Raw genomic sequence first — 19,941 nt, 5'->3', positions numbered from 1 at the left:
GCGCCCTGGCGGATGATGTTCATGGCCATGGCGATCATGCTGCCGACGTCGCCCGCGTTGGCGGGCAGGATCAGGGTCGTGCCGGCCTTGGCCAGGTCGCCGAAGCGGGCGATGTACTGCTCGGCCACGCGCAGTTGCACCGCCTGGTAGCCGCCCTGGGCCTGGATGGACTCGGCCACCTTGCGGATGCCCTCGGCGGTGGCGGTGGCCACGGCCAGGATGGCCGCCGCCTGGCCGTCGGCCTCGTTCACCTGCTGCTGGCGCCGGGCCTCCGACGCCTTGATCACCTGCTGCTTGTCGCCCTCGGCCTTGTTGATGACGGCGTCGCGCGCGCCCTCGGAAGTGAGCACGGTGGCCCGCTTCTCGCGCTCGGCGCGCATCTGTTTCTCCATGGCCGCCAGCACTTCCTTGGGCGGAGTGATGTTCTTGATCTCGTAGCGCAGCACCTTGATGCCCCAGGGCTCGCTGGCCTTGTCCAGCTCGGTCACCACCATGGTGTTGATGTGGGTGCGCTCCTCGAAGGTGCGGTCGAGATCGATCTTGCCCACCTCGCTGCGCAGCGCCGTCTGCGAGAGCTGGAGGATGGCGTATTCGTAGTTGGAGACGCCGTAGCTGGCCCGCTGCGGATCCAGCACCCGCAGGTAGATGATGCCGTCCACCGCCACCTGCACGTTGTCCTTGGTGATGCAGACCTGCTCCGGGATCTCCAGCGGGCGCTCCTTGAGTGAGTGCCGGTACTTGATGCGGTCCACGAAGGGCGTCAGGAAGTGCAGCCCGGCGCCGAAGACTTCGTAGAAGTTTCCCAGCCGCTCCACCACGAAGGCGCTCTGCTGCGGCACCACCACCACCGCCTTGAAGATCAGCACCAGCACCATGAACGCCAAGAAAACGAATACGACTGTGCTCATAAATCCTCCTGCGGCGCCCGCTGCGGCGGGCTGCCTACTCTCCACGCACCAAAAGCGTGATGCCTTCCACCTTTTCGACCTTGCAGCCCTGGCCGGACTTCACCGGCGAATCGCCCAGGTTGCGCGCCTGCCAAGTGGAGCCGCGCATCTCCACCTTCCCGATGGCGCCGGCGGCGATCTCTTCCGTGGCCACGGCGCGCTCGCCCAGCATGGTGTCCTGGTCCTTGCGCACGTTGATCTTCAGCCGGTGCTGCAGCGGCTTGCGCAACAGCGCCATGGAGCCCAGCGAGACCACCGAGAAGGCCAGCCACTGCATCCAGGCTGCCTCGATCACGTGGAAGCGCACCAGCCCCCCCACCACGATCCCGCCCACGCCGAAGAAGATCAGGAAGAGCCCGGCGCTGACCATCTCCGCCGCCAGCAGCACGAACCCCAGGATCACCCATATCCACCAATCCATGTTCGCCTCTCCCCCGCTCTCCGGGCGGCGCAATCCTACCACCAAGGCCACCGGAAAGGACGCGAATCCACGCCCATCCGCGGTAAGCTTCTGCATGCCCAAAGTCACGCTTTCCGAGAAGTTCGCGCAGTTCACCGAGCACTGGTCGCCCAAGATCGTGGGCGAGGTCAACGACTCCTACGTCAAGCTGGTGAAGTTCCAGGGCGAGTTCGTCTGGCACCACCACCAGCACGAGGACGAGCTCTTCCTGGTGGTCGAAGGCGGCTTCACCATGCGCCTGCGCGTCGGCGACGTGGAGCTGAAGGCGGGCGACTTCTACATCGTGCCGCGCGGCGTGGAGCACTGTCCCGTGGCCCGGGAGGAGGCGCACGTGCTGCTGCTCGAGCCCAAGACCACGCTCAACACCGGCAACGTGCAGAACGAGCGCACCGTCCCTGTGCTCGACCGCCTGTAGAGACGCGGCATGCTGCGGCTCTACCCAGGGGTTTGACCGTTTTCCGCCGCGCACGCTAAAATAACTGGGTTTGCCTGTAGCACCCAATCTCTACAGTCAAAGCGGTTTCGGCCAATCTAGGAGGCATTGTTATGTACGCGGTCATCCGCGCCGGGGGGAAGCAGTACCGGGTCGCCCCTGGAGACGTAATCCGTATCGAGAAGACGGAGGCGGAGAAGTCCGGCCATCTGGAGTTCACGGATGTGCTGGCGGTCTCTGCCGAGGCGGGCCAGATCGGGCGGCCGCAGGGCGAGGGCGCGCGCGTGCTGGGGCACATCGTGGAGCAGGGCCGCGCCGACAAGATCCTGGTCTTCCACTACAAGCGCAAGAAACAGTACAAGAAGCTCGCCGGACACCGCCAGCCGTTCACCGCGGTGCGCATCACCGAGATCGCCTTCGACGGGCACACGTTCACCGCGCCCGAGCTGCCCGCAAAGAAGGAAAAGAAGGCCCGCCCGGCCGTGCACGCCGAGCCCAAGGCCCACAAGCCCGAGCACAAGGCGGAGCATAAGCCCGAGCACAAGGCGCACGAGAAGAAGGCCGCTCCCCACAAGGGTGAGCAGAAGGCGGCGAAGCCGGCCAAGCACTCGGACAAGAAATCGGATTCGAAGCATAAGAAGAAGTGACGGCGATTTCGCGGGCGTCTGAGCCCGCGGCCGTCATCCTGAGCGAAGCGAAGGATCTCGAGGTAGGAAATGGCACATAAAAAAGGTCTAGGCAGCTCCCGAAACGGTCGCGACTCCAACGCGCAGCGGCTGGGAATCAAGGCTTTCGGCGGACAACTGATCTCCGGCGGCACCATCATCGTGCGGCAGCGCGGTACGCGTCTGAAGCCCGGGCTGAACGTCGGCCGCGGCAAGGACGACACCCTGTTCGCCAAGGTCACCGGCATCCTCAAGTTCGTGGACCGGGGCTCGATGGGAAAGTTCGTCACCGTCGCTCCGGTTCCCGAACCCGCCAAGGCGTAACTCCGCCACAGGGAAACAGAGGAAGACGGCCTCGCCTATGCGCGCGAGGCTTTCATTTTTCCGGAAGAGGCAGGGGCCTACGCGGGAACGGAATTGCCAGACAAGGCTCCTTCTCGGCTGTGGGCGTTAGCAGGCCGATTTGCAGATCAGGCACCGCGCTGTTGGCATGGTCAATCACCGTCAGCACTTCTTGCGCGTCTAGTTGAGGGTCAGCTTTCACCCACAGGACGCGCTCGGTCCGACTGCGGTAGATTTGCTGCAGTTCGCTGGGAAACGCGTTGGTGGCGATTGTCTGCTGGTTAATTTGAATGGACCCCTGCTTCGAAAGAAGAACCAGGGTGCCCCGCCAGTCGCCGCATGCCCCCGGTTTCATGTGTAGAGGAACCGCGATTGCGTATCCTTGGCTCGGAAACTGCTTCCGGGTGATGGCTCTGATTGCGAGCAGGGATGCGACTACAGTGAGAACGAGCGTCAGATAGAGCCTGCGCTTCATTAGCTTAGACCCCGGGGACTTGGATGACGTTCCTATGAGTTGGCCCGGATACGTATATTGTGACTCCTAAATGTTCATAGACGAAGCCAAAATCCGCGTGAAAGCCGGCGACGGCGGCAACGGCTGCATGGCCTTTCGCCGGGAGAAGTTCGTCCCCCGCGGCGGGCCCTCGGGCGGCGACGGCGGCAAGGGCGGTGACGTGGTGATGGAGTCGAGCGAGCGCCACAACACGCTGGTCCACTTCCGCTTCAATCCCGAGTACAAGGGGGAGCGCGGCCGCCACGGCGAGGGCTCCAACAAGACCGGACACGACGGCGCCGAAGTCGTCCTCAAGGTCCCGGTGGGCACCATCGTCTACGACGAAGAGACGGGCGAGCGGGTACACGATTTCTCTCGCCCCGATGAGCGTCTGGTGATCGCCCGCGCCGGGCGCGGCGGACGCGGCAACGCGCGCTTCGCCACCTCCACCCATCAGGCTCCGCGCGAGCACGAACTGGGACACCACGGCGAGGAGCGCCACTTCCGCCTGGAGCTGAAGCTGCTGGCCGACGTCGGCCTGGTCGGGTATCCCAACGCGGGCAAATCCACGCTCATCTCGCGCATCTCCGCCGCGCGCCCCAAGATCGCCGACTACCCGTTCACCACGCTCCAGCCCAACCTGGGCGTCGTGGACCTGGGCGATGAAACCCATCCCCTGAGCTTCGTGGTCGCCGACATTCCTGGGCTGATCGAGGGCGCGCACCTGGGCGCCGGGCTGGGCACGCAGTTCCTGCGGCACATCGAGCGCACGCGCCTGCTGGTGCATCTGGTGGACATCTCCGACGCGAGCGGCCGCCCCGACCCGGTGGCGGATTTCGGGGTCATCGTGGAAGAGCTGGCGAGCTTCGGCGCCGGCCTGGAGAAAAAGCCCATGCTGGTGGCGGCGACGAAGATCGACGTCGCCAACAAGGACAAGCTGGCCAAGCTCAAGCGCCACTGCAAGAAGCTCAAGCTCGCGCTCTTCCCCATCTCCGCGGTTTCGGGCGAAGGCATCGACAAGCTGCAGTACGCCGTGGGCGAGCAGGTAGAAAAGCTGCGACGTCGGGAGCAGAAAGCAGCCGCCGAACACGCTACACTCTAGCCATGCCCCGCATCGCCGTGGTCGGCGACTACACACCCGAGTTCGAAGCGACGAAGTAACAAGGATTTTTCCGTGTCTCCGTGCCTCCGTGGTAAAAAAGGGACTCGCGATGATTCGCGTTCATCCGTGGCCAGAATAGGCATCTTCGGCGGCACCTTCGATCCCGTGCATCGCGGACATCTGGCGGTGGCCCGCGCCGTCCTGCGCCGCCTGAAGTTGGACAAGCTCACCTTCGTCCCTGCCGGCGTACCGCCGCACAAGCAGCACAAGCCGCGCGCCTCCTTCCGCCATCGCTTCGCCATGCTCAAGCTGGCCACGGCGGGCCAGCCGAAGTTCGCGGTCTCGCGCCTGGAGGCCTCGGGCGTCCACTACAGCATTGACACAGTGCGGCGGATCAAGCGCTCGCTAAAGAAGGGCGATCGGTTGTTCTTTCTCATCGGCATCGACGCCTTCTGCGATATCGCAACCTGGCACCAGGCGGAGGCGCTGGTGCGCGAGTGCGAGTTCGTGGTGGCGGTGCGGCCCGGATACTCAATCCAGGATGTGACGCTCGTCCTGCCTCCCAGCCTGCGCCGAAGCGCGGGCTCCTCACCTCGCCGGAGCCGCGCCGGGATCAAGGTGGATGGGGTGATGATCCATCTGCTCCGCGGCGTGCGCGCCCCGGTCTCCGCCACGCGAGTGCGCGCCGCAGCGCGCCGCGGCCGGCCGCTGACCAAGCTCGTTTCAGCGCCAGTGGCGAAGTACATCCGGAAGAAGCGCCTGTACCAAGGCTCTTGAAAATACATCCCGAACGGCTCACGGAGTGAGCCTGAGGGAGCCCTACTTGATTGCGACTGCGGAGGAGGGAGTAGGGTTCCCTCGCTTCGCTCGGGACGTAAGACAGCAGGATCCCGTGAATCGGTAGCCGATCTTCCCGCTCACGCTATACTGAACAGGCCAATCCCACCACCGAATGAGCGCTGCCCAGGTCCGCCGCCAAGTCGCCCAAGCCCTCGCCGCCTGCGAATCCAAGAAAGCCTTCGACTTCACGCTGCTGAAACTCGACGCCGCCTCCTCCGGCTTCACCGACTACTTCCTGGTGTGCTCGGGCACCAACCCGCGGCAGATCCAGGCCATCTGCGACGAGGTCGAGCACCAGCTGGAGCGCGCTGGAATGCGTCCCGCACACATCGAGGGCTACCGGCAGGCGGAGTGGGTGCTGCTCGACTACGTGGACTTCGTGGTGCACATCTTCAGCGAGCGCGCCCGCCGCTACTACGACCTGGAGCGGCTGTGGAAGTCGGCCGAGCGCCTGGAGCCGGCGTCCTTGCAACCCAAGCCCAAGCCCAAGCCGAAGCCGAAGCCGAAACGTCCGGCCCGGGCCGCGGCCTCGCGCCGCAAGCCCGCGCGCCGGCGCTAGAATCAGCCATGCCTGGCAAGAGTCATGCGGAGCAGCCGCCCTCGGCTGTGCGGGCCTGGATCGCCGCCGATCCCAAGTCCCTCCACCTGCTGGAGCAGGCGCGCAAGATCGCCGCCGGGACTTCCACCGTCCTCATCTCGGGCGAAAGCGGAGTAGGCAAAGACCTGCTGGCCTCGCTGCTGCACTACCTGGGCCCGCACGCCGGCGAGCCGCTGGTGAAGATCGACTGCGCCAGCCTGCCGCACGAGCTGGTGGAGAGCGAACTCTTCGGCTACGACAAGGGCGCCTTCACCGGGGCCACCGAGACCAAGCGCGGGCGGCTGGAGCTGGCGGGCGCGGGCACCATCGTGCTCGACGAGGTGGCGGCGCTGCCGCTCGCCGTCCAGGCCAAGCTGCTGCGCGCGATTGAAGAGAAAAGCTTCCACCGCCTGGGCGGGACCCGGACGATCGAGGTCGCGGCGCGCATCGTCGCTCTCACCAACGCCGACCTGGAGCAGGCCGTGGCCCGCGGTGCCTTCCGCGAGGACCTCTACTACCGGCTGAACGTGCTGCCGCTCTCCGTTCCCGCGCTGCGCGAGCGCCCGGCGGACATCCGCCCGCTGGCCCGCCGCCTGCTCTCCCAACTCGTCGAGGGCCATCGCGGCCCCGCGCGCTCGCTCGCAGCCGACGCCCTGGCCGCGCTCGAGCGCTACGCCTTCCCTGGCAACGTGCGCGAACTGCGGAACATTTTGGAGCGCGCACTGGTCGCGTCTTCGGCGCCGGAGATTTCGCTCGACGCCCTCCCTGCGCACGTCCGCGAGGCCGCCCACGGCCGCGACCGTCACAAGATGACGCTCGAAGAGATGGAGCGCGCCTATATCGCCGAGATCCTGGACTACACTCGCGGAAAGAAGTCCAAGGCCGCCGCCATCCTCGGCATCAGTAGGAAGACGCTGCTGGAGAAGCGGAAGCGCTATGGGCTGGACTAAGCGCTGTCATCCTGAGCGGAGCGCGAACGCAGTGAAGCGCGAAGTCGAAGGACCCCTACTCCCTAGGTTGGGCGCATGATACCCCGACCTGCTAAGTTAGTCGGGTGAAATTACGCATCGTCTGGGTCGGCAAGACCAAAGAAGCGTCCATCCGCGCGCTGACCGAGGAGTACCTCAAGCGCCTCGGTCGCTACGTGCCCACCGACTCGCAGGAGCTGGCCAGCGAGGAGGCCTTGCTGAAATCCGCCGAGCGCGCCTCCGGGCGCACGCGGCCCACGCTCGTCCTGCTCGACCAGCGCGGCCGCCAGTTCACCTCCGAGCAGTTCGCCGAGCTCTTGCGCGACCAGCAGGACCGCGGCTCGCAGCTGCTGCTGTTCGCCATCGGCCCCGCCGACGGCTTCACCGACCAGGGCCGCCACGCCGCCGACCTCATCCTCTCCTTCGGCAAGATGACCCTCTCCCACGAGCTCGCCCGCGTGGTTTTGCTGGAACAGCTCTACCGGGCATTTACAATCCTCAAGGGACATCCCTACCACAAGGGACACTAGGCGTTTCTCGTTGCGCGTTTCTCGTTCCTCGAGAAACCAAGAACGAGAAACGAGAAACCGATGCCAGATATCCGCAAAGGCCTGATCATCGTGCACACCGGCGCCGGCAAGGGCAAGACCACGGCGGCCATGGGTACGGCTCTGCGCGCCGTGGGCAACGGCCTGAAGGTGCTGATGCTACAGTTCCTCAAGGGCTCCTGGCACTACGGCGAGCTGGATGCGGTGAAGGCCTTCGGCGAGAACTTCGTGATGAAGCAGATGGGCCGCGGCTTCGTCAAGGTGGGCGGCGCGGAGACCGACCCCGAAGACATCAAGCTGGTGGGCGAGGCCTGGGCCGAGGCCGAGGCGGCCATCCGCTCCGGCCAGTGGGATTTGGTGATCCTCGACGAGATCAACTACGCCATCAGCTACGGCATGCTCGACCCGGCCAAAGTCGTCGCTGCGCTGCAGCAGAAGCCGGAGCCGGTGCACGTCATCTTGACGGGGCGCAACGCGCATCCGACAATCATCGAGCTGGCCGATACCGTCACCGAGATGAAGCAGGTGAAGCACGCCTACGAGAAGGGCGTGATGGCCCAGCGCGGCATCGAGTATTGAGTGGCGAGTTGCGAGGGGCGAGCAACCGAGTACTGAGTACCGAGTACTGACAACTGCCTTATGGCCTGGTTCCGACGCCAATCCGGAGATTTGGAAGCCACGGGGGAGAAGCGCGTCCGCACCGAAGGCCTGTGGGTGAAGTGCGAGGGCTGCCGCCAGGTCATCTGGAAGAAGGACTTGGACGCCAACTTCAACGTCTGCCCCAAGTGCGAGCGCCACTTCCGCATCGACGCCCGCGCCCGCATCGAGCTGTTGCTCGACGAGGGCAGCTTCCAGCTTGAAGACCTGAACCTCTCTTCCACCGACCCGCTCAAGTTCGTGGACGTGCGCGCCTACTCCGAGCGCCTGAAAAAGACGCAGGCAGAGACCGGGCTGAAGGACGCCATCATCAACGCCGAAGGCAAGCTGGCGGGCCGCCCGGTGATGCTGAGCGCCATGGAGTACAGCTTCATCGGCGGCAGCATGGGCGCGGTGGTGGGCGAGGTCATCACCCGGGCCATCGAGCGCTCCGTCGCCCAGCGCAAGCCGCTCATCATCGTTTCGGCCTCGGGCGGCGCGCGCATGATGGAGGGTGTGGTCAGCCTGATGCAGATGGTGAAGATCACCGCCGCCCTCGCCCGCCTGGACGAGGCCAAAGTCCCCTACGTCTCCGTGCTCACCGACCCCACCACCGGCGGCGTGACGGCCAGCTACGCCATGCTGGGGGATTTGAACATCGCCGAGCCCGGCGCGCTCATCGGCTTCGCCGGGCCGCGCGTCATCGAGCAGACCATCCGCCAGAAACTGCCCGAAGGCTTCCAGCGCTCCGAGTTCCTGCTGGAGCATGGCATGCTCGACGCCATCGTCCACCGCAAGGAGATGAAGAACTACATCGCCCGCGCCCTCGACTTCATGATCCCCACCAACGGCGCGAAGAACTAGCAGTCAGCGTCCAGCCATCCGCAATCGGCTAAAATCTTGCGATTGTCATCCTGAGCGAAGCCCGCCGTGGCGGGCGGAGTCGAAGGACCCCTACCCTGTTCCCGGACGCCGTCATGTCGTATCAATCCGCCATCGCGCAACTGACAGCCCTCGGCCACGAGCTGCCGCAGACGCCCTCGCACAAGTTCGATCTGGCGCACATGCGTGCGCTGCTCGGGGCGCTCGGTAATCCGGAGCGCCGCTTTGCCTCGGTGCTCATCGCCGGGACCAACGGCAAGGGCTCGACGGCGGCTCTGCTCGAGAGCATCCTGCGCGCCGCCGGACACCGCACCGGGCTCTACACCTCGCCGCATTTGATCCGCGTGAACGAGCGCATCCGCGTCGGCAGAGAAGAGATCACGGATGGCGACTTCGCCCGAGTCCATGAGCGCGTGGAGCAGGCGGCGCAGAAGCTGGTGGCCGCGGGCGAATTGCCCTGGCATCCCAGCTTCTTCGAGATGCTCACTGCCATGGCCTTCGAGCACTTCGCCGCCGCGGGCGTGGAGATTACCGTGCTCGAGGTGGGCATGGGCGGGCGCCTGGACGCCACCAATGTGGTCGAGCCGCGCGTTTCCGTCATCACCGACATCGCCCTCGACCACCAGAAGTTCCTCGGTGCGACCATCACCGAGATTGCGCGGGAGAAGGCGGGCATCCTCCGCCCGGGCGGGGTCGCGGTCACGCTGCCGCAGCACCCCGAGGCCAACGACGTCCTCGGGAACACCATCCGCGATGGTGGCGGCCGCGCCGTGAGCGCCGTCGAATACGTCCCGCCGGTGTCGCCGGGCGCGACCCGGACCTGGGGCCTGGGGACTCGCGACTCCTATCGCCTCCAGGTCCTGGACGCGGAGATCACCGTCGCCTCTCCCCTGCCCGGCCGCCATCAGCTGCGCAACACGGCGCTGGCCATCGCCGCCGCCGTCGAACTCAACGCGCAAGGCTTCAAGGTCGCCGCCGGCGACGTCGAGCGCGGCATCCGCGAGACGCGCTGGCCCGGTCGCCTGCAAATCATCCCGGCGACGAAGAGCGCGCCCGAGTTTCTGCTCGACGCCGCGCACAACCCCGCGGGCGCATGGGCGCTGCGCGCCGCGCTCTCCGAGCGCTACGAAGGGCGGCCCTTCACGCTGGTCTTTGGCGCCATGCGCGACAAGGCCATCGCCGAGATGGCCGAGATACTGTTCCCGCTCGCCGCGCATGTGATCGCCACCCAGCCCGCCAACCCGCGCGCGGCGTCGCCCGAGGAGATCCGTGCCGCCGCCGCCCGCACCGGCGCCGAGATCTTGTGCGAGCCGGAGGTGGCCGCCGCCCTCACTCGCGCCCGCGCCCTGGCCGGGGAACGCGGTATAGTCGTCATCTGCGGCTCGATTTATCTGATCGGCGAGGCCCTGCAACTCTTGTCATCGTGAATAAGCAATCCAAGCTGGCCGACGCGCTGAGCTGGGTGCGCTCCATCTTCTTCTTCGACCCGCTCATCTACCTGTACACCGTCGCTCTCGGCCCCCTCTCGCTGCTCTGCTCCTTCTTCGACCGGGACGGGCGCATCCAGCACAACTTCGTGCGCCTATGGGGGCGCATCATCCTCAAGACCATCTTCTCGCCGGTCACGGTCGCCGGCCTCGACCGCCTCGACACCTCCAAGCCCTACCTCTACGCCACCAACCACCTCTCCGCCATGGACATCCCGGTGCTGTACGCCACCCTGCCCTTCCAGTTCCGTGTGATGGCCAAGCGCGAGCTGTTCAGCTTGCCCTTCGTCGGCTGGCATCTGAAGCGCTCTGGGCAGTTGCCCATCGAACGCGAGAACGCGCTGGCCTCCATGCGCAGCTTGAACCGCTCCGCCGAGACGCTCAAGGCGGGCACGCCGCTCCTGGTCTTCCCCGAAGGCGGACGCTCGGCCACCGGCCAGGTGAAACCCTTCCTGCCCGGCGTCTTCTACGCCGCCATCAAAGCCCAGGCGGAGGTGGTGCCCGTGGCGCTGGTGGGACTCTATGAGCTGCTGCCTATGAACACCTACCACATCCGCCCGCGGCCGCTTGCGCTGCTGGTGGGCGAGCCCATCCCCAGCGCTGGCTACTCCACGCGCGAGGCCGACAAGCTCGCCGCCCAGGTGCAGAAGGCCGTCGAGGATCTGTACTACTCCCGCGCCGAGGTTCCCCGACCTGCGGCAGACGCCGCTCCGGCCGAGCAGGAAGTGCCGAGTGCCTCAAGCCCTGGCGTAAACTGAGAACCGAGAACTGAGAACCGAGAACTGAGAACCGAGGTCGTGAAACCCCGCATCGCCATCCCCGTTCCGCACTCCAATCAGGAGTACGCGCAACGCGTGCTGCCGGACTACACCCAGGCGGTAGAGGCTGCGGGCGGCGAGCCGGTGGTCATCCCCTTGGACGCGACGCCGGAAGAGACGGCCAAGCTTCTGAACCGCTGCCAGGGCGTGCTCCTGCCGGGGAGCAAGGCCGACGTCGATCCCCAGAAATACGGCGCAACCCGCCACGCCGGGACCGCCGACCCGGATCCCTTGCGCGACGCCGCCGACGAGCTCCTCATCCAGGATGCCTACAACATGCGCAAGCCGATCTTGGGCATCTGCTACGGCCTGCAGTCGCTGAACGTCTGGCGCACCGGCACGCTGGTGCAGGACATCGCCTCCGAGCTCAAGAGCAGCATCAAGCACGACGCTGGACGCAAGATCCCGCGCGCCCACAACGTTGCCATCGAAAGCGGCTCGCGCCTCGCCGGAATCGTTGGCGTCGGAAAGGGCGCGGAGAAGACGCTGACCGTCAACTCCAGCCATCACCAGGCCGTGGAGGTGGCCGGCGATGGCCTGCGCGTCGCCGCACGCTGCCCCGACGACGGCGTCATCGAGGCCCTGGAGAGCACCCTGCCGGATCAGTGGGCGGTGGCCGTGCAGTGGCACCCGGAACGCAGCTATGAGGATGATGCAGCCTCGCGGGCGCTCTTCCGGGCGCTGATTGATGCCGCTGCCGAGCCCAAGGGGCAGTAGTCCGTTTATAATCCGCGTTCCGGCCGCGTGAATCCGCGGTGGGCAACAACATGTCCGTTTCTCTCTCATTCGATGGCAAGGTGGCCGTAGTCAGCGGCGGGTCGCGTGGCATTGGCGCGGCCACGGTGAAGATGTTCTCGGCCGCCGGCGGCAAGGTCCTGTTCAACTATCAGAAGGCCAAAGCAGAGGCCGAGAAGGTGGTTGCGGCCTGCGGCGGCGAGAAGAACTGCGCCGCGGTGCAGGCGGACCTCAACGGGACGGAGGGCGCGCGCGAGCTCATCGCCGCCGCCGTCTCCCGCTTCGGGCGAGTGGACGCGCTGGTGGCCAACCACGGCATCTGGCCTTCCGACGACATGCCCATCGACCAGATGCCCGACGAGCAGTGGCGCCGCACCATGGGCATCAATCTGGACAGCGTCTTCGCCCTGGTGAAGCACGCGGTGGGGCAGATGAAGAAGCAGGGCCAGGGCGGCAAGATCGTGTTGGTGAGCTCGACCGCCGGGCAGCGCGGCGAGGCCTTCCACTCCGACTACGCCGCCACCAAGGGCGCTGTGATCAGCATGGTGAAGGGACTCTCCACCGAGCTGGCCCGCGACCGCATCAACGTGAACTGCGTCGCCCCCGGATGGGTGGCCACGGACATGGCCGCGCCCGCGCTCAACGACCCCGCCATCCGCGCCAAGGTCTTCGCCACCATTCCGCTGGGCCGCGTAGCCACGCCCGCGGAGATCGCCGCTCCCATCTTGTTCCTGTGCACTGAGCACGCCGGCTTCATCACCGGCGAGATCTTCAACGTCAACGGCGGCGCCGTGCTGGTGGGTTGATTGTGTAGGGACGGGCGACCCGCCCGTCCGCGCCTTACATCCCGAGCGGAGCTAGGGAGCCCTACCCCCTCAAACGGGCACTGCCATCTTGGAGATTCTTGTGGTTGCGTAGGGATTCCTCGCTCCGCTCGGAATGTTTGTATCCAGTGCTCACGGGGGCGAGTCGCCCGCGCCTACACATCGCGCATCTAATAGAATGCTTTTGACATGAAATTCCTGACTGCTGCCATCCTGCTCGCCGCGCTTCTGGCGCAGAACCCCCAGCCGGCCGCGCCCCCCGCGGCGAATCCGCCGGTGGACGCCAACGCCAAGAAGGCGCGCGCCTTGCTCGACCACATGATCGACACCCTCGGTGGCCAGGCCTATCTCAACTATCAGGACATGTACCAGGAGGGCCGCACGCACCGCTTCTACGAAGGACGCCCCGCGGGCGTGGGCGGGCCCTTCTTCCGCACCTGGCGCTGGCCGGACAAGGAGCGCACCGAGTACTACGCGCAGCGCGACTGGGTAGTTCTGTTCACCGGCGACCAGGGTTACGACACCACCTTCCGCGGCACGCGCCTGGTGGATCCCGAGGACCTGGCCCAGTACATTCAGCGTCGCAACCACTCGATGGAAACCGTGCTGCGTGGCTGGCTCAAGGAGCCGGGCACCGCCCTCTTCTACGACGGCGCGGCCCTGGTGGATCAGAAGGCCGCGGAAAAAGTGAGCATCATCAATTCGAAGAACGACTCGGTCACCCTCTACATCGACACCTACTCCCACCTGCCCATCAAGAAGACCTTTTTGGTGCGCGACCCGGTGAGCCGCGAGCGCGACGAGGAGGGCGAGCTCTTCGATCACTACCGGCCGGTGCAGGGCATCATGACGCCCTTCAACATCGTCCGCTACCACAACGGCGAGATGACCCGGCAAGTTTTTATGAACAAGGTGGAGTACAACCTGGGGGCTTCCGACGTTCTCTTCACCCCGCCGCCGCTGCACTACGACCGCACCAAAAAGTAACTTTTGTAGGAACGGGCGACGCCGCCCCTTTCCACACACTCAGGCGTCCCCGATGCGCCTCACACTGTGGCAACTTTACCACAGACGGATTTCCACACCCGGCTGTAATCTTATTATCTACAACCACATACCTCGTGTGACTCACGAGCAAACAATCAGTTCCGCGGTGGAAACGAGCGGCGTCGGCCTGCACTCTGGAGCGCCGGTGAAGCTGCGCATCCTGCCGGCGCCCGCGGGCACGGGCGTGGTCTTCCGCCGGGTGGACCTGGACGGATTCGAAGTGGAAGCGGTGAGCCGCAACGTGGCGCGCGTGAGCTACGCCACCAGTCTGATGAAAAAGGGCGTGCTCATCTCCACCACTGAGCACTTGCTCTCGGCCTTCATCGGGACGGGCGTGGACAACGCCATCGTCGAGCTCGACAACCTGGAGCTTCCCATCCTGGACGGCAGCGCGGAGCCCTATGTGGAGATGATCCGCAAGGCCGGCCTCAAACGCCAGCGGCGCCCGCGCTCCTACCTGCGCCTGCACAGGGAAGTGGAAGTGCGCGAAGGCGATAAGTTCATCGCCGTCTATCCCGCGGAGAAGTATTCGGTCGCCTACAGCATCAACTTTCCGCACCCGCTGATTGGCAAGGAAACCTTCGAGGTGGAGCTCTCCGGCGAGAGCTACTGCCGGGAGATCGCGGCGGCGCGCACCTTCGGCTTCCGCCACGAGGAGCAGGCCATGCGCAACATGGGATTGATCCGCGGGGCCTCGAGCGAGAACTGCATCGTCCTCACCCGCGACGGCATCGAGAACGGGCCCTTGCGCTTCCCCGACGAGTTCGTCCGCCACAAGGTGCTCGACCTGATCGGCGATCTGGCTCTGCTGGGCCGGCGCCTGCTGGGCCGCGTAGTCGCCGACCGCGCCGGACACGCCCTGCACACCGCGCTGGTCTCCCGCATCCTGCGCGACCACAGCCTGTGGGAAGAAGCAACGGCCGACGAAGCCGCTTCCGAAGCCGGCGAGGGGCCCGAAAAGCACGAGGGCACGGCTCCTGCCGTGCCCTAAAAACCGCATCAAGACTGGGGATTTCTCGCCCTGCCGCTCAGCGGGCGCTCTTGGCTGCTCCCCCGGTCGAAGGCCGGACCGCCGCGCCTCCCGCCGGCTTCGCCGCCGCCTTCCGTCCCATCTCGATCTCCAGCGTGATCTTCACCTCATCGCCCACCAGCACCCCGCCGGTTTCCATCGTCTTGTTCCACACCAGGCCGAAGTCTTTGCGGTTGATGGTGGTCGCGGCCGAGGCGCCCGACTTGATGTTCGGTCCCATCTTGGCTTCTGGGCTCGGCCCTTCCACATCCAGCACCACTTCTTTGGTCACGCCGTGGAGGGTGAGGTCGCCGGTCACGCGCAGCTTGCCCGCGCCCGCCTGCTCCACCTTCTTGGACTTGAAGGTGAGGATGGGATACTTGGCCACGTCGAAGAAGTTGGGACTCTTGAGGTCGTCATCGCGCCGGGGTTCGTGGGTGTTGATGGTGGTGGCGTCGATGGTGGCCTCGACCGACGACGCCTTGAGGTTTTTGGGATCATAGACCACTGTTCCGGTCACCTTGGCGAACTCGCCGCGCACGTTCGAAACCATCATGTGGCGCACGGAGAACTGCGCGCTGGAGTGCACCGGGTCGATCTCATACTGCACCGCCTGCGCCATCGCCGCCGCCGAAAGCAGCGCTACAGCCGCAGCTACCGCCAGGATATGAAAACGTCGCATCGCTCTTCCCTCCCGTGGGATTTCCATAAGATGCCGCGCGGGCCCCGCGGGATTCCGTCGCCGGCGCTTTCTGCGCTACCATTCCCGCGTTGAAGAAGACCGTCTATCTCGGGCTGGGCTCGAATCAGGGCGACCGCCGCGCCTATCTGGAGGCCGCCATCGGCTGCCTGGGCGAGCTGGGCCGGGTGACTGCCCTCTCCTCTTTCTACGACACCGAACCCGTAGAGCTTACCAGACAGAAGTGGTTCCTGAACTGCGCCCTGGCGTTGGAGACCGAGCTGCTGCCCCGGCAGCTTCTGAAGCGCATCCTGGAGATCGAGCACGCGCTCGGCCGCAAGCGGCGCCTCCCCAAAGGCCCGCGAACGCTGGACATAGATATCCTGCTCTTCGGGCGCGGCGTGGTCGCGCTGCCCGGCCTGAAGATCCCGCATCCCGCCATGCACCAGCGCCGCTTCGTGCTGGTTCCGCTGGCCGAAATCGCACCCGACGCCCGCCACCCTGGCCTGGGCCGCAGCGTGCGCGAGCTACTGGATGCCCTCCCCGCCGGCGACGCCCAGGTGCGGCGACTGTCATCCTGAGCGAGGCCGCCGTGGCGGCCGAGTCGAAGGACCCCTACTCGCTCACCTTTGTGCCGGGGCGTGTACGCTTTCCCTCAGCACTGGCGCGCCTCCCGCAAACTGCATCACAAGTGGTGCAAAACGAGATTGTGGAAAAACCCGCATAAAAAGCGGCTAAAACGCTATCTTTTTCCTGCGAAGCTGGGGTAACATTCATTTCGAGCAGCAATCATCGCCCAAATCACAAAGGAGGCAGCATGGCAGGAATGACCAAGACACAGTTGGTCCGTCATATGGCGGAGAAAACGGGCACCACCAACAAGGTTGCGGGCGAGTTTCTCGAGCACCTGGCGGACACCGCGCTCAAAGAGACCAAGAAGAGCGGAGTGTTCGTGATCCCCGGCATCGGCCGCCTGGTGAAGGCGAACCGCAAGGCGCGCATGGGCCGCAACCCGCAGACCGGCGAGCCGATCCAGATCAAGGCCAAGACGGTGGTGAAGTTCCGCGTGGCCAAGGCCGCCAAGGACGCAATCGCCCCCAAGAAATAATCCCCCAACCATCTTTTTAGCCCAGAGGCCGGCCTCGCGCCGGCCTTTTGTTTTGTGTGACTCTCGTCACAGCCAGGCCGTCTGCTGCACGTATACTTTCTCCGAGGTAATGAAGATGATGAAACTGGCACGATTGGTTCTGATGCTGTTCCTGGTGGCGGGCTGGGCCGCGGCGCAATGTGGAGCCCCGGCCACGGCTGCCCCAGACAAAGCCAACGACAAGGGCAAGAAGGATTCCTCCGCGACCGCCGAGCACAAAGACGGCGAGCACAAGGAGATGTCCTGCGGCTGCTGCAAGAACATGGGCAAGAAGGACGCCGACAACAAGGACGCCATGAAGGCCGACATGAAGGCCGGCACCAAGGATGCTTCCAAGGCGGGCGACAAAGACGCCGCCAAATCCGAAGCCAAGTCCGGGGGCGGCATGATGGCCGGCGGCATGAACTGCTGCGCCAAGATGGGCAAGGACAAGGACACGGCCGGCGGCGGAATGAGCTGCGGCGGCGGCAAGAAGGACGATTCGAAGTCAGGCACGCTGCCTGAGCAGAAGATGAACTGAGAACGGCCCGACCGAGGCACCCGGTTGTCGGAAGCGGTGACTTACCTCACTCCTTCCACCGTGAACAGTTGCGAGACGTCGCGGCCGTAGCTATAGACGTACCACTTCGCGTCCCCGGACATGGAAACAAAGCCGATGCCGGTGACTCCGGAGCGATCGGCCGGGGCCAATTCCCGCACCAGCGTACGCCGCCCGCTCTCCAGCTCCACCTTCTCCACCCGCACCGGCAACTGGTTTTGGCGAAACACCAGGAGGGAGTGGCCGTCCGCGCCCCAGCGGATCACTCTGTCTTCGCGGCCCAGGTGCGGGACGGGATGCGGCTCGCCGTCGCCCACTGGGTAGAGAAAGAACTCTCCGGCCCCGGTCTGTCCCAGGATCACTCTTTCATCCGGCGAGATCCAGCCGCCCGTGGTGCCCTCCGGTGTGACCGGCTGGGGCGCTCCTCCGCTCAGCTCCTGGAGGTAGCAGCGAGGGGCGTGTCCGGGCTCGTTCCCGCACACCAGAAGGCGCTTGTTGTCGGGAAACCAGCCGGCGCCGGCGTAGTTCTCCAGGCTGCCGCGTTCCATCGTGCGCGCCTCCCCGGCGCCCGTGGGATAGAGCATCAGCTTCGGCGGTGTGGTGAGCACGATCCCCAGCACCCACTTGCCATCCGGAGATAAGTCTCCGCTCGTGCCCTCCCCCAGCACCACCACGGGCGAGCCGTCCGTCTTGCGCAAGCAGACGGCGTAGGTGGAGCCGGTGGCGGAGCTGTCCTCGCTGAAGGTAATGGTCCTGCCATCCTCCGAAATGCTGGGGCCCACAGAGAAATCCAGCCAGGAAAGGTCGCGCTCCTGCCCCGAGGCCGGGTCTTTGGCCACTACCGCGTAGGCCGTGTCCTCGCGCGCCACCAGCCAGCGGCCGTCAGCGGAGATGTCATAGACCAACAGGACGCCCGCCGCCGGCAGAACCAACCGCTGCTTGCCTGCGAGGGTGACGCCGCGAGGCTGGTAGTTGGCGCCGGCGAAGCTGGCGGAAAAGAATATCTCGTCGCCTTCCTTCGACCAGGCCAGGCCTTCCATGCCCCAGAAGCCGCCCGCCAAGTCGGTCTTCTTCCCCTTGAGGTCTACCACCGCCACCACGCCGCGATCGTCATACTTGGTGGGATGATCGAAGAAAGCGATGCGGTCGCCCTTGGGCGAAAAGCGCAGGTCGCTCACGTAGGCCGCGGTCTCATAGAGCACCTTGCCCACGGGATACTCCAGCCGGCTCTTGCCGCCGACCTCGCGGATGATGGCCAGGTCGGAGCCGTCCGGCGCCCAGTCCGCCTCCTCCACGTCTTCCAGGATCTCGCGCGGGGCGCTGCTTCCCAGCGGCATACGGGCCAGCGTGCCGCGGAAAAGCCGATGGGCGAGGTAGCGGGCGTGGGTCAGCACGGCTAGCTCGCCCTGCCGCGAGACGGAAAGCAACTGCACCCCGCTCAGTCCCGTGGACTTGGCTTCGGGATACTCCGCCTGGATGGTGTAAAGCGTGGGCGTGGTGCCCTCCTGGGCGGCGCTGAAGACGATGGTCTTGCCATCGGGCGTGAAAGCGGCGCGGAAGATGATCTGCGGGCGAAAGCTCGCCTGCTGGTAGCTGACCGTCGAGCTTCCGCTGTGTCCGGCGCGTCGCCCGGCAAAGAAAATGGCGATTCCGACGGCCAGCGCCAGCGCCACCCCCACGGGCAGACGCCACTTCCGTCCCAAGGTACGCCCCGCCGCCGCGGGAACCGCCGTGGTCGAAGTGGAAACCCCGGAAACCGCCTCCAGGGCGAAGGCCAGGTCGCGCGCCGACTGGAAGCGCTGCTCCGGTGCCTTCTCCAGGCAGCGCCGCACGATGCGCTCCAGCCCCGGCGGGATGCGGTGGCCCTCGGCGAACTCCGGTGGGTCGTCGCGCAGGATGGCGGTCATGGTCTCCGCCGAAGACTCGCGGTGGAAGGCGCGCGCGCCCGCCAGCATCTCGTAGAGCATGGCGCCCAGCGCGAAGATGTCCGAGCGGTGGTCGGCCGCCTGTCCCCGCACCTGCTCTGGCGACATGTACCCCACCGTCCCCAGAACCACCCCGGGCGAGGTGCCCTGGTCCATGGTGGGACTGTCGAGCAGGGCTCCCTCCGCGCCGGATTCCGTCCGCGCTAGTTTGGCCAGGCCGAAGTCCAGGATCTTTACCCGGCCGTCGCGCGTCACAAAAACATTTTCCGGCTTGAGGTCGCGATGGACGATGCCCTTCTCGTGCGCCGCCGCCAGGCCCTGCGCGATGCCCAGCGCGTACTCCAGCGCGCGACGCACGGGCACCGCGCCCGCCTTCATCTTCTCGCGCAGGGGCTCGCCGTCCAGCAGCTCGGTGACCAGGTAGGGCGCGCCTTCCTCGGTGCCGATGTCGTGGATGGCCAGGATGTTGGGATGGTTGAGCGTGGCCACGACTCGCGCCTCCTGCTCGAAGCGCCGCAGCCGGTCGGGATGCTGCGTGAATCCTTCGGGCAGGATCTTGATGGCGACTTCGCGGCCCAGGCGCGCGTCCCGCGCGCGATACACCTCGCCCATCCCGCCCGCGCCCACGGGCGCCAAGATCTCGTAGGGACCAAGCTTGCTTCCGGGTGCCAGGCTCACTTCTTGAGCGCCTCCGTCCAGTTCAGTACTACGTGGATGGGCGAAGCCTCGGGCTTGCCGGCAGGCTTCAGGACCAGGAAGCGGTCTGAGGTGGGCCCGGGCGCGAAGGCCACGCTCTCCGGGGGCAGGGGCAACTCCTGCGGCGTGCCGAACTGGAAGGT

The 19,941-nt window shown here is 65.9% G+C and carries 24 protein-coding genes; 19 read left to right on the top strand and 5 right to left on the bottom strand.

Annotation, left to right across the window (positions count from 1 at the left end; genetic code table 11):
- Positions 1–908: stomatin-like protein (locus VGQ94_07850; protein HEV2022429.1), on the bottom strand; the 908-nt coding region annotated here is incomplete at its 3' end.
- A 34-nt stretch (positions 909–942) separates the two neighbouring features.
- Complete coding sequence (locus tag VGQ94_07845) at positions 943–1,368, bottom strand: NfeD family protein (GenBank protein HEV2022428.1); 426 nt, start codon at positions 1,366–1,368, stop codon at positions 943–945.
- Here VGQ94_07845 and VGQ94_07840 point away from each other — a divergent pair.
- The 3 genes from VGQ94_07840 to rpmA all read left to right on the top strand — a co-directional run bounded on the left by VGQ94_07840 (position 1,367) and on the right by rpmA (position 2,829).
- Positions 1,367–1,822, top strand: a complete 456-nt coding sequence (locus VGQ94_07840; protein ID HEV2022427.1) for a cupin domain-containing protein — start codon at positions 1,367–1,369, stop codon at positions 1,820–1,822. The genes VGQ94_07845 and VGQ94_07840 overlap by 2 nt on opposite strands.
- Positions 1,823–1,953: 131 nt before the next feature.
- Positions 1,954–2,487, top strand: a complete 534-nt coding sequence (gene rplU, locus VGQ94_07835) for a 50S ribosomal protein L21 (protein HEV2022426.1) — start codon at positions 1,954–1,956, stop codon at positions 2,485–2,487.
- 69 nt (positions 2,488–2,556) lie between these two features.
- Complete coding sequence (gene rpmA, locus VGQ94_07830; GenBank protein HEV2022425.1) at positions 2,557–2,829, top strand: 50S ribosomal protein L27; 273 nt, start codon at positions 2,557–2,559, stop codon at positions 2,827–2,829.
- A gap of 52 nt (positions 2,830–2,881) precedes the next feature.
- Here the strand turns inward: rpmA and VGQ94_07825 are convergent, their stop codons facing one another.
- The gene (locus tag VGQ94_07825; GenBank protein ID HEV2022424.1) at positions 2,882–3,322 is read right to left on the bottom strand and encodes a hypothetical protein; all 441 of its coding nucleotides are present in this window, start codon (positions 3,320–3,322) and stop codon (positions 2,882–2,884) included.
- 70 nt (positions 3,323–3,392) lie between these two features.
- On the opposite strand from VGQ94_07825, the gene obgE reads away from it, so the two are divergent.
- The 13 genes from obgE (at position 3,393) to lpxC (ending at position 14,795) form a co-directional block, all read left to right on the top strand.
- Entirely contained in the window at positions 3,393–4,442 is a 1,050-nt protein-coding gene (gene obgE, locus VGQ94_07820; GenBank protein HEV2022423.1) for a GTPase ObgE, read from the top strand.
- A 126-nt stretch (positions 4,443–4,568) separates the two neighbouring features.
- On the top strand, positions 4,569–5,219 hold the full coding sequence (gene nadD, locus VGQ94_07815; protein ID HEV2022422.1) for a nicotinate-nucleotide adenylyltransferase: 651 nt from the start codon (positions 4,569–4,571) through the stop codon (positions 5,217–5,219).
- Positions 5,220–5,394: 175 nt separating this feature from the next.
- Positions 5,395–5,841 carry a ribosome silencing factor gene (gene rsfS, locus VGQ94_07810; protein ID HEV2022421.1) on the top strand — a complete coding sequence of 149 codons (447 nt, stop codon included), beginning with the start codon at positions 5,395–5,397 and terminating at the stop codon, positions 5,839–5,841.
- An 8-nt stretch (positions 5,842–5,849) separates the two neighbouring features.
- On the top strand, positions 5,850–6,809 hold the full coding sequence (locus VGQ94_07805; protein ID HEV2022420.1) for a sigma-54 dependent transcriptional regulator: 960 nt from the start codon (positions 5,850–5,852) through the stop codon (positions 6,807–6,809).
- A gap of 104 nt (positions 6,810–6,913) precedes the next feature.
- The gene (locus VGQ94_07800) at positions 6,914–7,357 is read left to right on the top strand and encodes a 23S rRNA (pseudouridine(1915)-N(3))-methyltransferase RlmH (GenBank protein HEV2022419.1); all 444 of its coding nucleotides are present in this window, start codon (positions 6,914–6,916) and stop codon (positions 7,355–7,357) included.
- Between the two features lie 60 nt (positions 7,358–7,417).
- Positions 7,418–7,954: a cob(I)yrinic acid a,c-diamide adenosyltransferase gene (gene cobO, locus VGQ94_07795; protein HEV2022418.1), complete on the top strand. Its 537-nt coding sequence runs from the start codon at positions 7,418–7,420 to the stop codon at positions 7,952–7,954.
- Between the two features lie 60 nt (positions 7,955–8,014).
- Positions 8,015–8,875: an acetyl-CoA carboxylase, carboxyltransferase subunit beta gene (accD, locus tag VGQ94_07790; GenBank protein HEV2022417.1), complete on the top strand. Its 861-nt coding sequence runs from the start codon at positions 8,015–8,017 to the stop codon at positions 8,873–8,875.
- Positions 8,876–8,988: 113 nt separating this feature from the next.
- A complete protein-coding gene (locus VGQ94_07785) occupies positions 8,989–10,320 on the top strand; it encodes a folylpolyglutamate synthase/dihydrofolate synthase family protein (protein HEV2022416.1) in 1,332 nt (443 codons plus the stop codon).
- The gene (locus VGQ94_07780) at positions 10,317–11,138 is read left to right on the top strand and encodes a lysophospholipid acyltransferase family protein (GenBank protein ID HEV2022415.1); all 822 of its coding nucleotides are present in this window, start codon (positions 10,317–10,319) and stop codon (positions 11,136–11,138) included. Before VGQ94_07785 ends, VGQ94_07780 begins: the two co-directional genes overlap by 4 nt.
- Before the next feature lie 39 nt (positions 11,139–11,177).
- Entirely contained in the window at positions 11,178–11,915 is a 738-nt protein-coding gene (locus VGQ94_07775) for a gamma-glutamyl-gamma-aminobutyrate hydrolase family protein (protein ID HEV2022414.1), read from the top strand.
- 50 nt (positions 11,916–11,965) lie between these two features.
- A complete protein-coding gene (locus VGQ94_07770; protein HEV2022413.1) occupies positions 11,966–12,739 on the top strand; it encodes an SDR family oxidoreductase in 774 nt (257 codons plus the stop codon).
- A 207-nt stretch (positions 12,740–12,946) separates the two neighbouring features.
- Positions 12,947–13,744 carry a hypothetical protein gene (locus VGQ94_07765; protein HEV2022412.1) on the top strand — a complete coding sequence of 266 codons (798 nt, stop codon included), beginning with the start codon at positions 12,947–12,949 and terminating at the stop codon, positions 13,742–13,744.
- 136 nt (positions 13,745–13,880) lie between these two features.
- Positions 13,881–14,795, top strand: coding sequence for a UDP-3-O-acyl-N-acetylglucosamine deacetylase (gene lpxC / locus VGQ94_07760; GenBank protein ID HEV2022411.1), 915 nt, complete (start codon positions 13,881–13,883; stop codon positions 14,793–14,795).
- Positions 14,796–14,832: 37 nt separating this feature from the next.
- Here the strand turns inward: lpxC and VGQ94_07755 are convergent, their stop codons facing one another.
- Complete coding sequence (locus VGQ94_07755) at positions 14,833–15,495, bottom strand: YceI family protein (protein ID HEV2022410.1); 663 nt, start codon at positions 15,493–15,495, stop codon at positions 14,833–14,835.
- Positions 15,496–15,584: 89 nt separating this feature from the next.
- On the opposite strand from VGQ94_07755, the gene folK reads away from it, so the two are divergent.
- The 3 genes from folK (at position 15,585) to VGQ94_07740 (ending at position 17,159) form a co-directional block, all read left to right on the top strand.
- Entirely contained in the window at positions 15,585–16,073 is a 489-nt protein-coding gene (folK, locus tag VGQ94_07750; protein HEV2022409.1) for a 2-amino-4-hydroxy-6-hydroxymethyldihydropteridine diphosphokinase, read from the top strand.
- 236 nt (positions 16,074–16,309) lie between these two features.
- On the top strand, positions 16,310–16,600 hold the full coding sequence (locus tag VGQ94_07745; protein HEV2022408.1) for an HU family DNA-binding protein: 291 nt from the start codon (positions 16,310–16,312) through the stop codon (positions 16,598–16,600).
- Positions 16,601–16,709: 109 nt separating this feature from the next.
- Complete coding sequence (locus tag VGQ94_07740) at positions 16,710–17,159, top strand: hypothetical protein (GenBank protein ID HEV2022407.1); 450 nt, start codon at positions 16,710–16,712, stop codon at positions 17,157–17,159.
- 41 nt (positions 17,160–17,200) lie between these two features.
- Here the strand turns inward: VGQ94_07740 and VGQ94_07735 are convergent, their stop codons facing one another.
- The gene (locus VGQ94_07735; protein HEV2022406.1) at positions 17,201–19,780 is read right to left on the bottom strand and encodes a protein kinase; all 2,580 of its coding nucleotides are present in this window, start codon (positions 19,778–19,780) and stop codon (positions 17,201–17,203) included.
- Positions 19,781–19,941: the final 161 nt, after the last annotated feature.

The organism is Terriglobales bacterium (assembly GCA_035937135.1).
In the GTDB taxonomy this organism is placed as follows: domain Bacteria; phylum Acidobacteriota; class Terriglobia; order Terriglobales; family Acidobacteriaceae; genus DASYVL01.
Note: the sequence above shows the minus strand (reverse complement) of the source record. Positions and strands in the feature narration are given on the sequence as shown.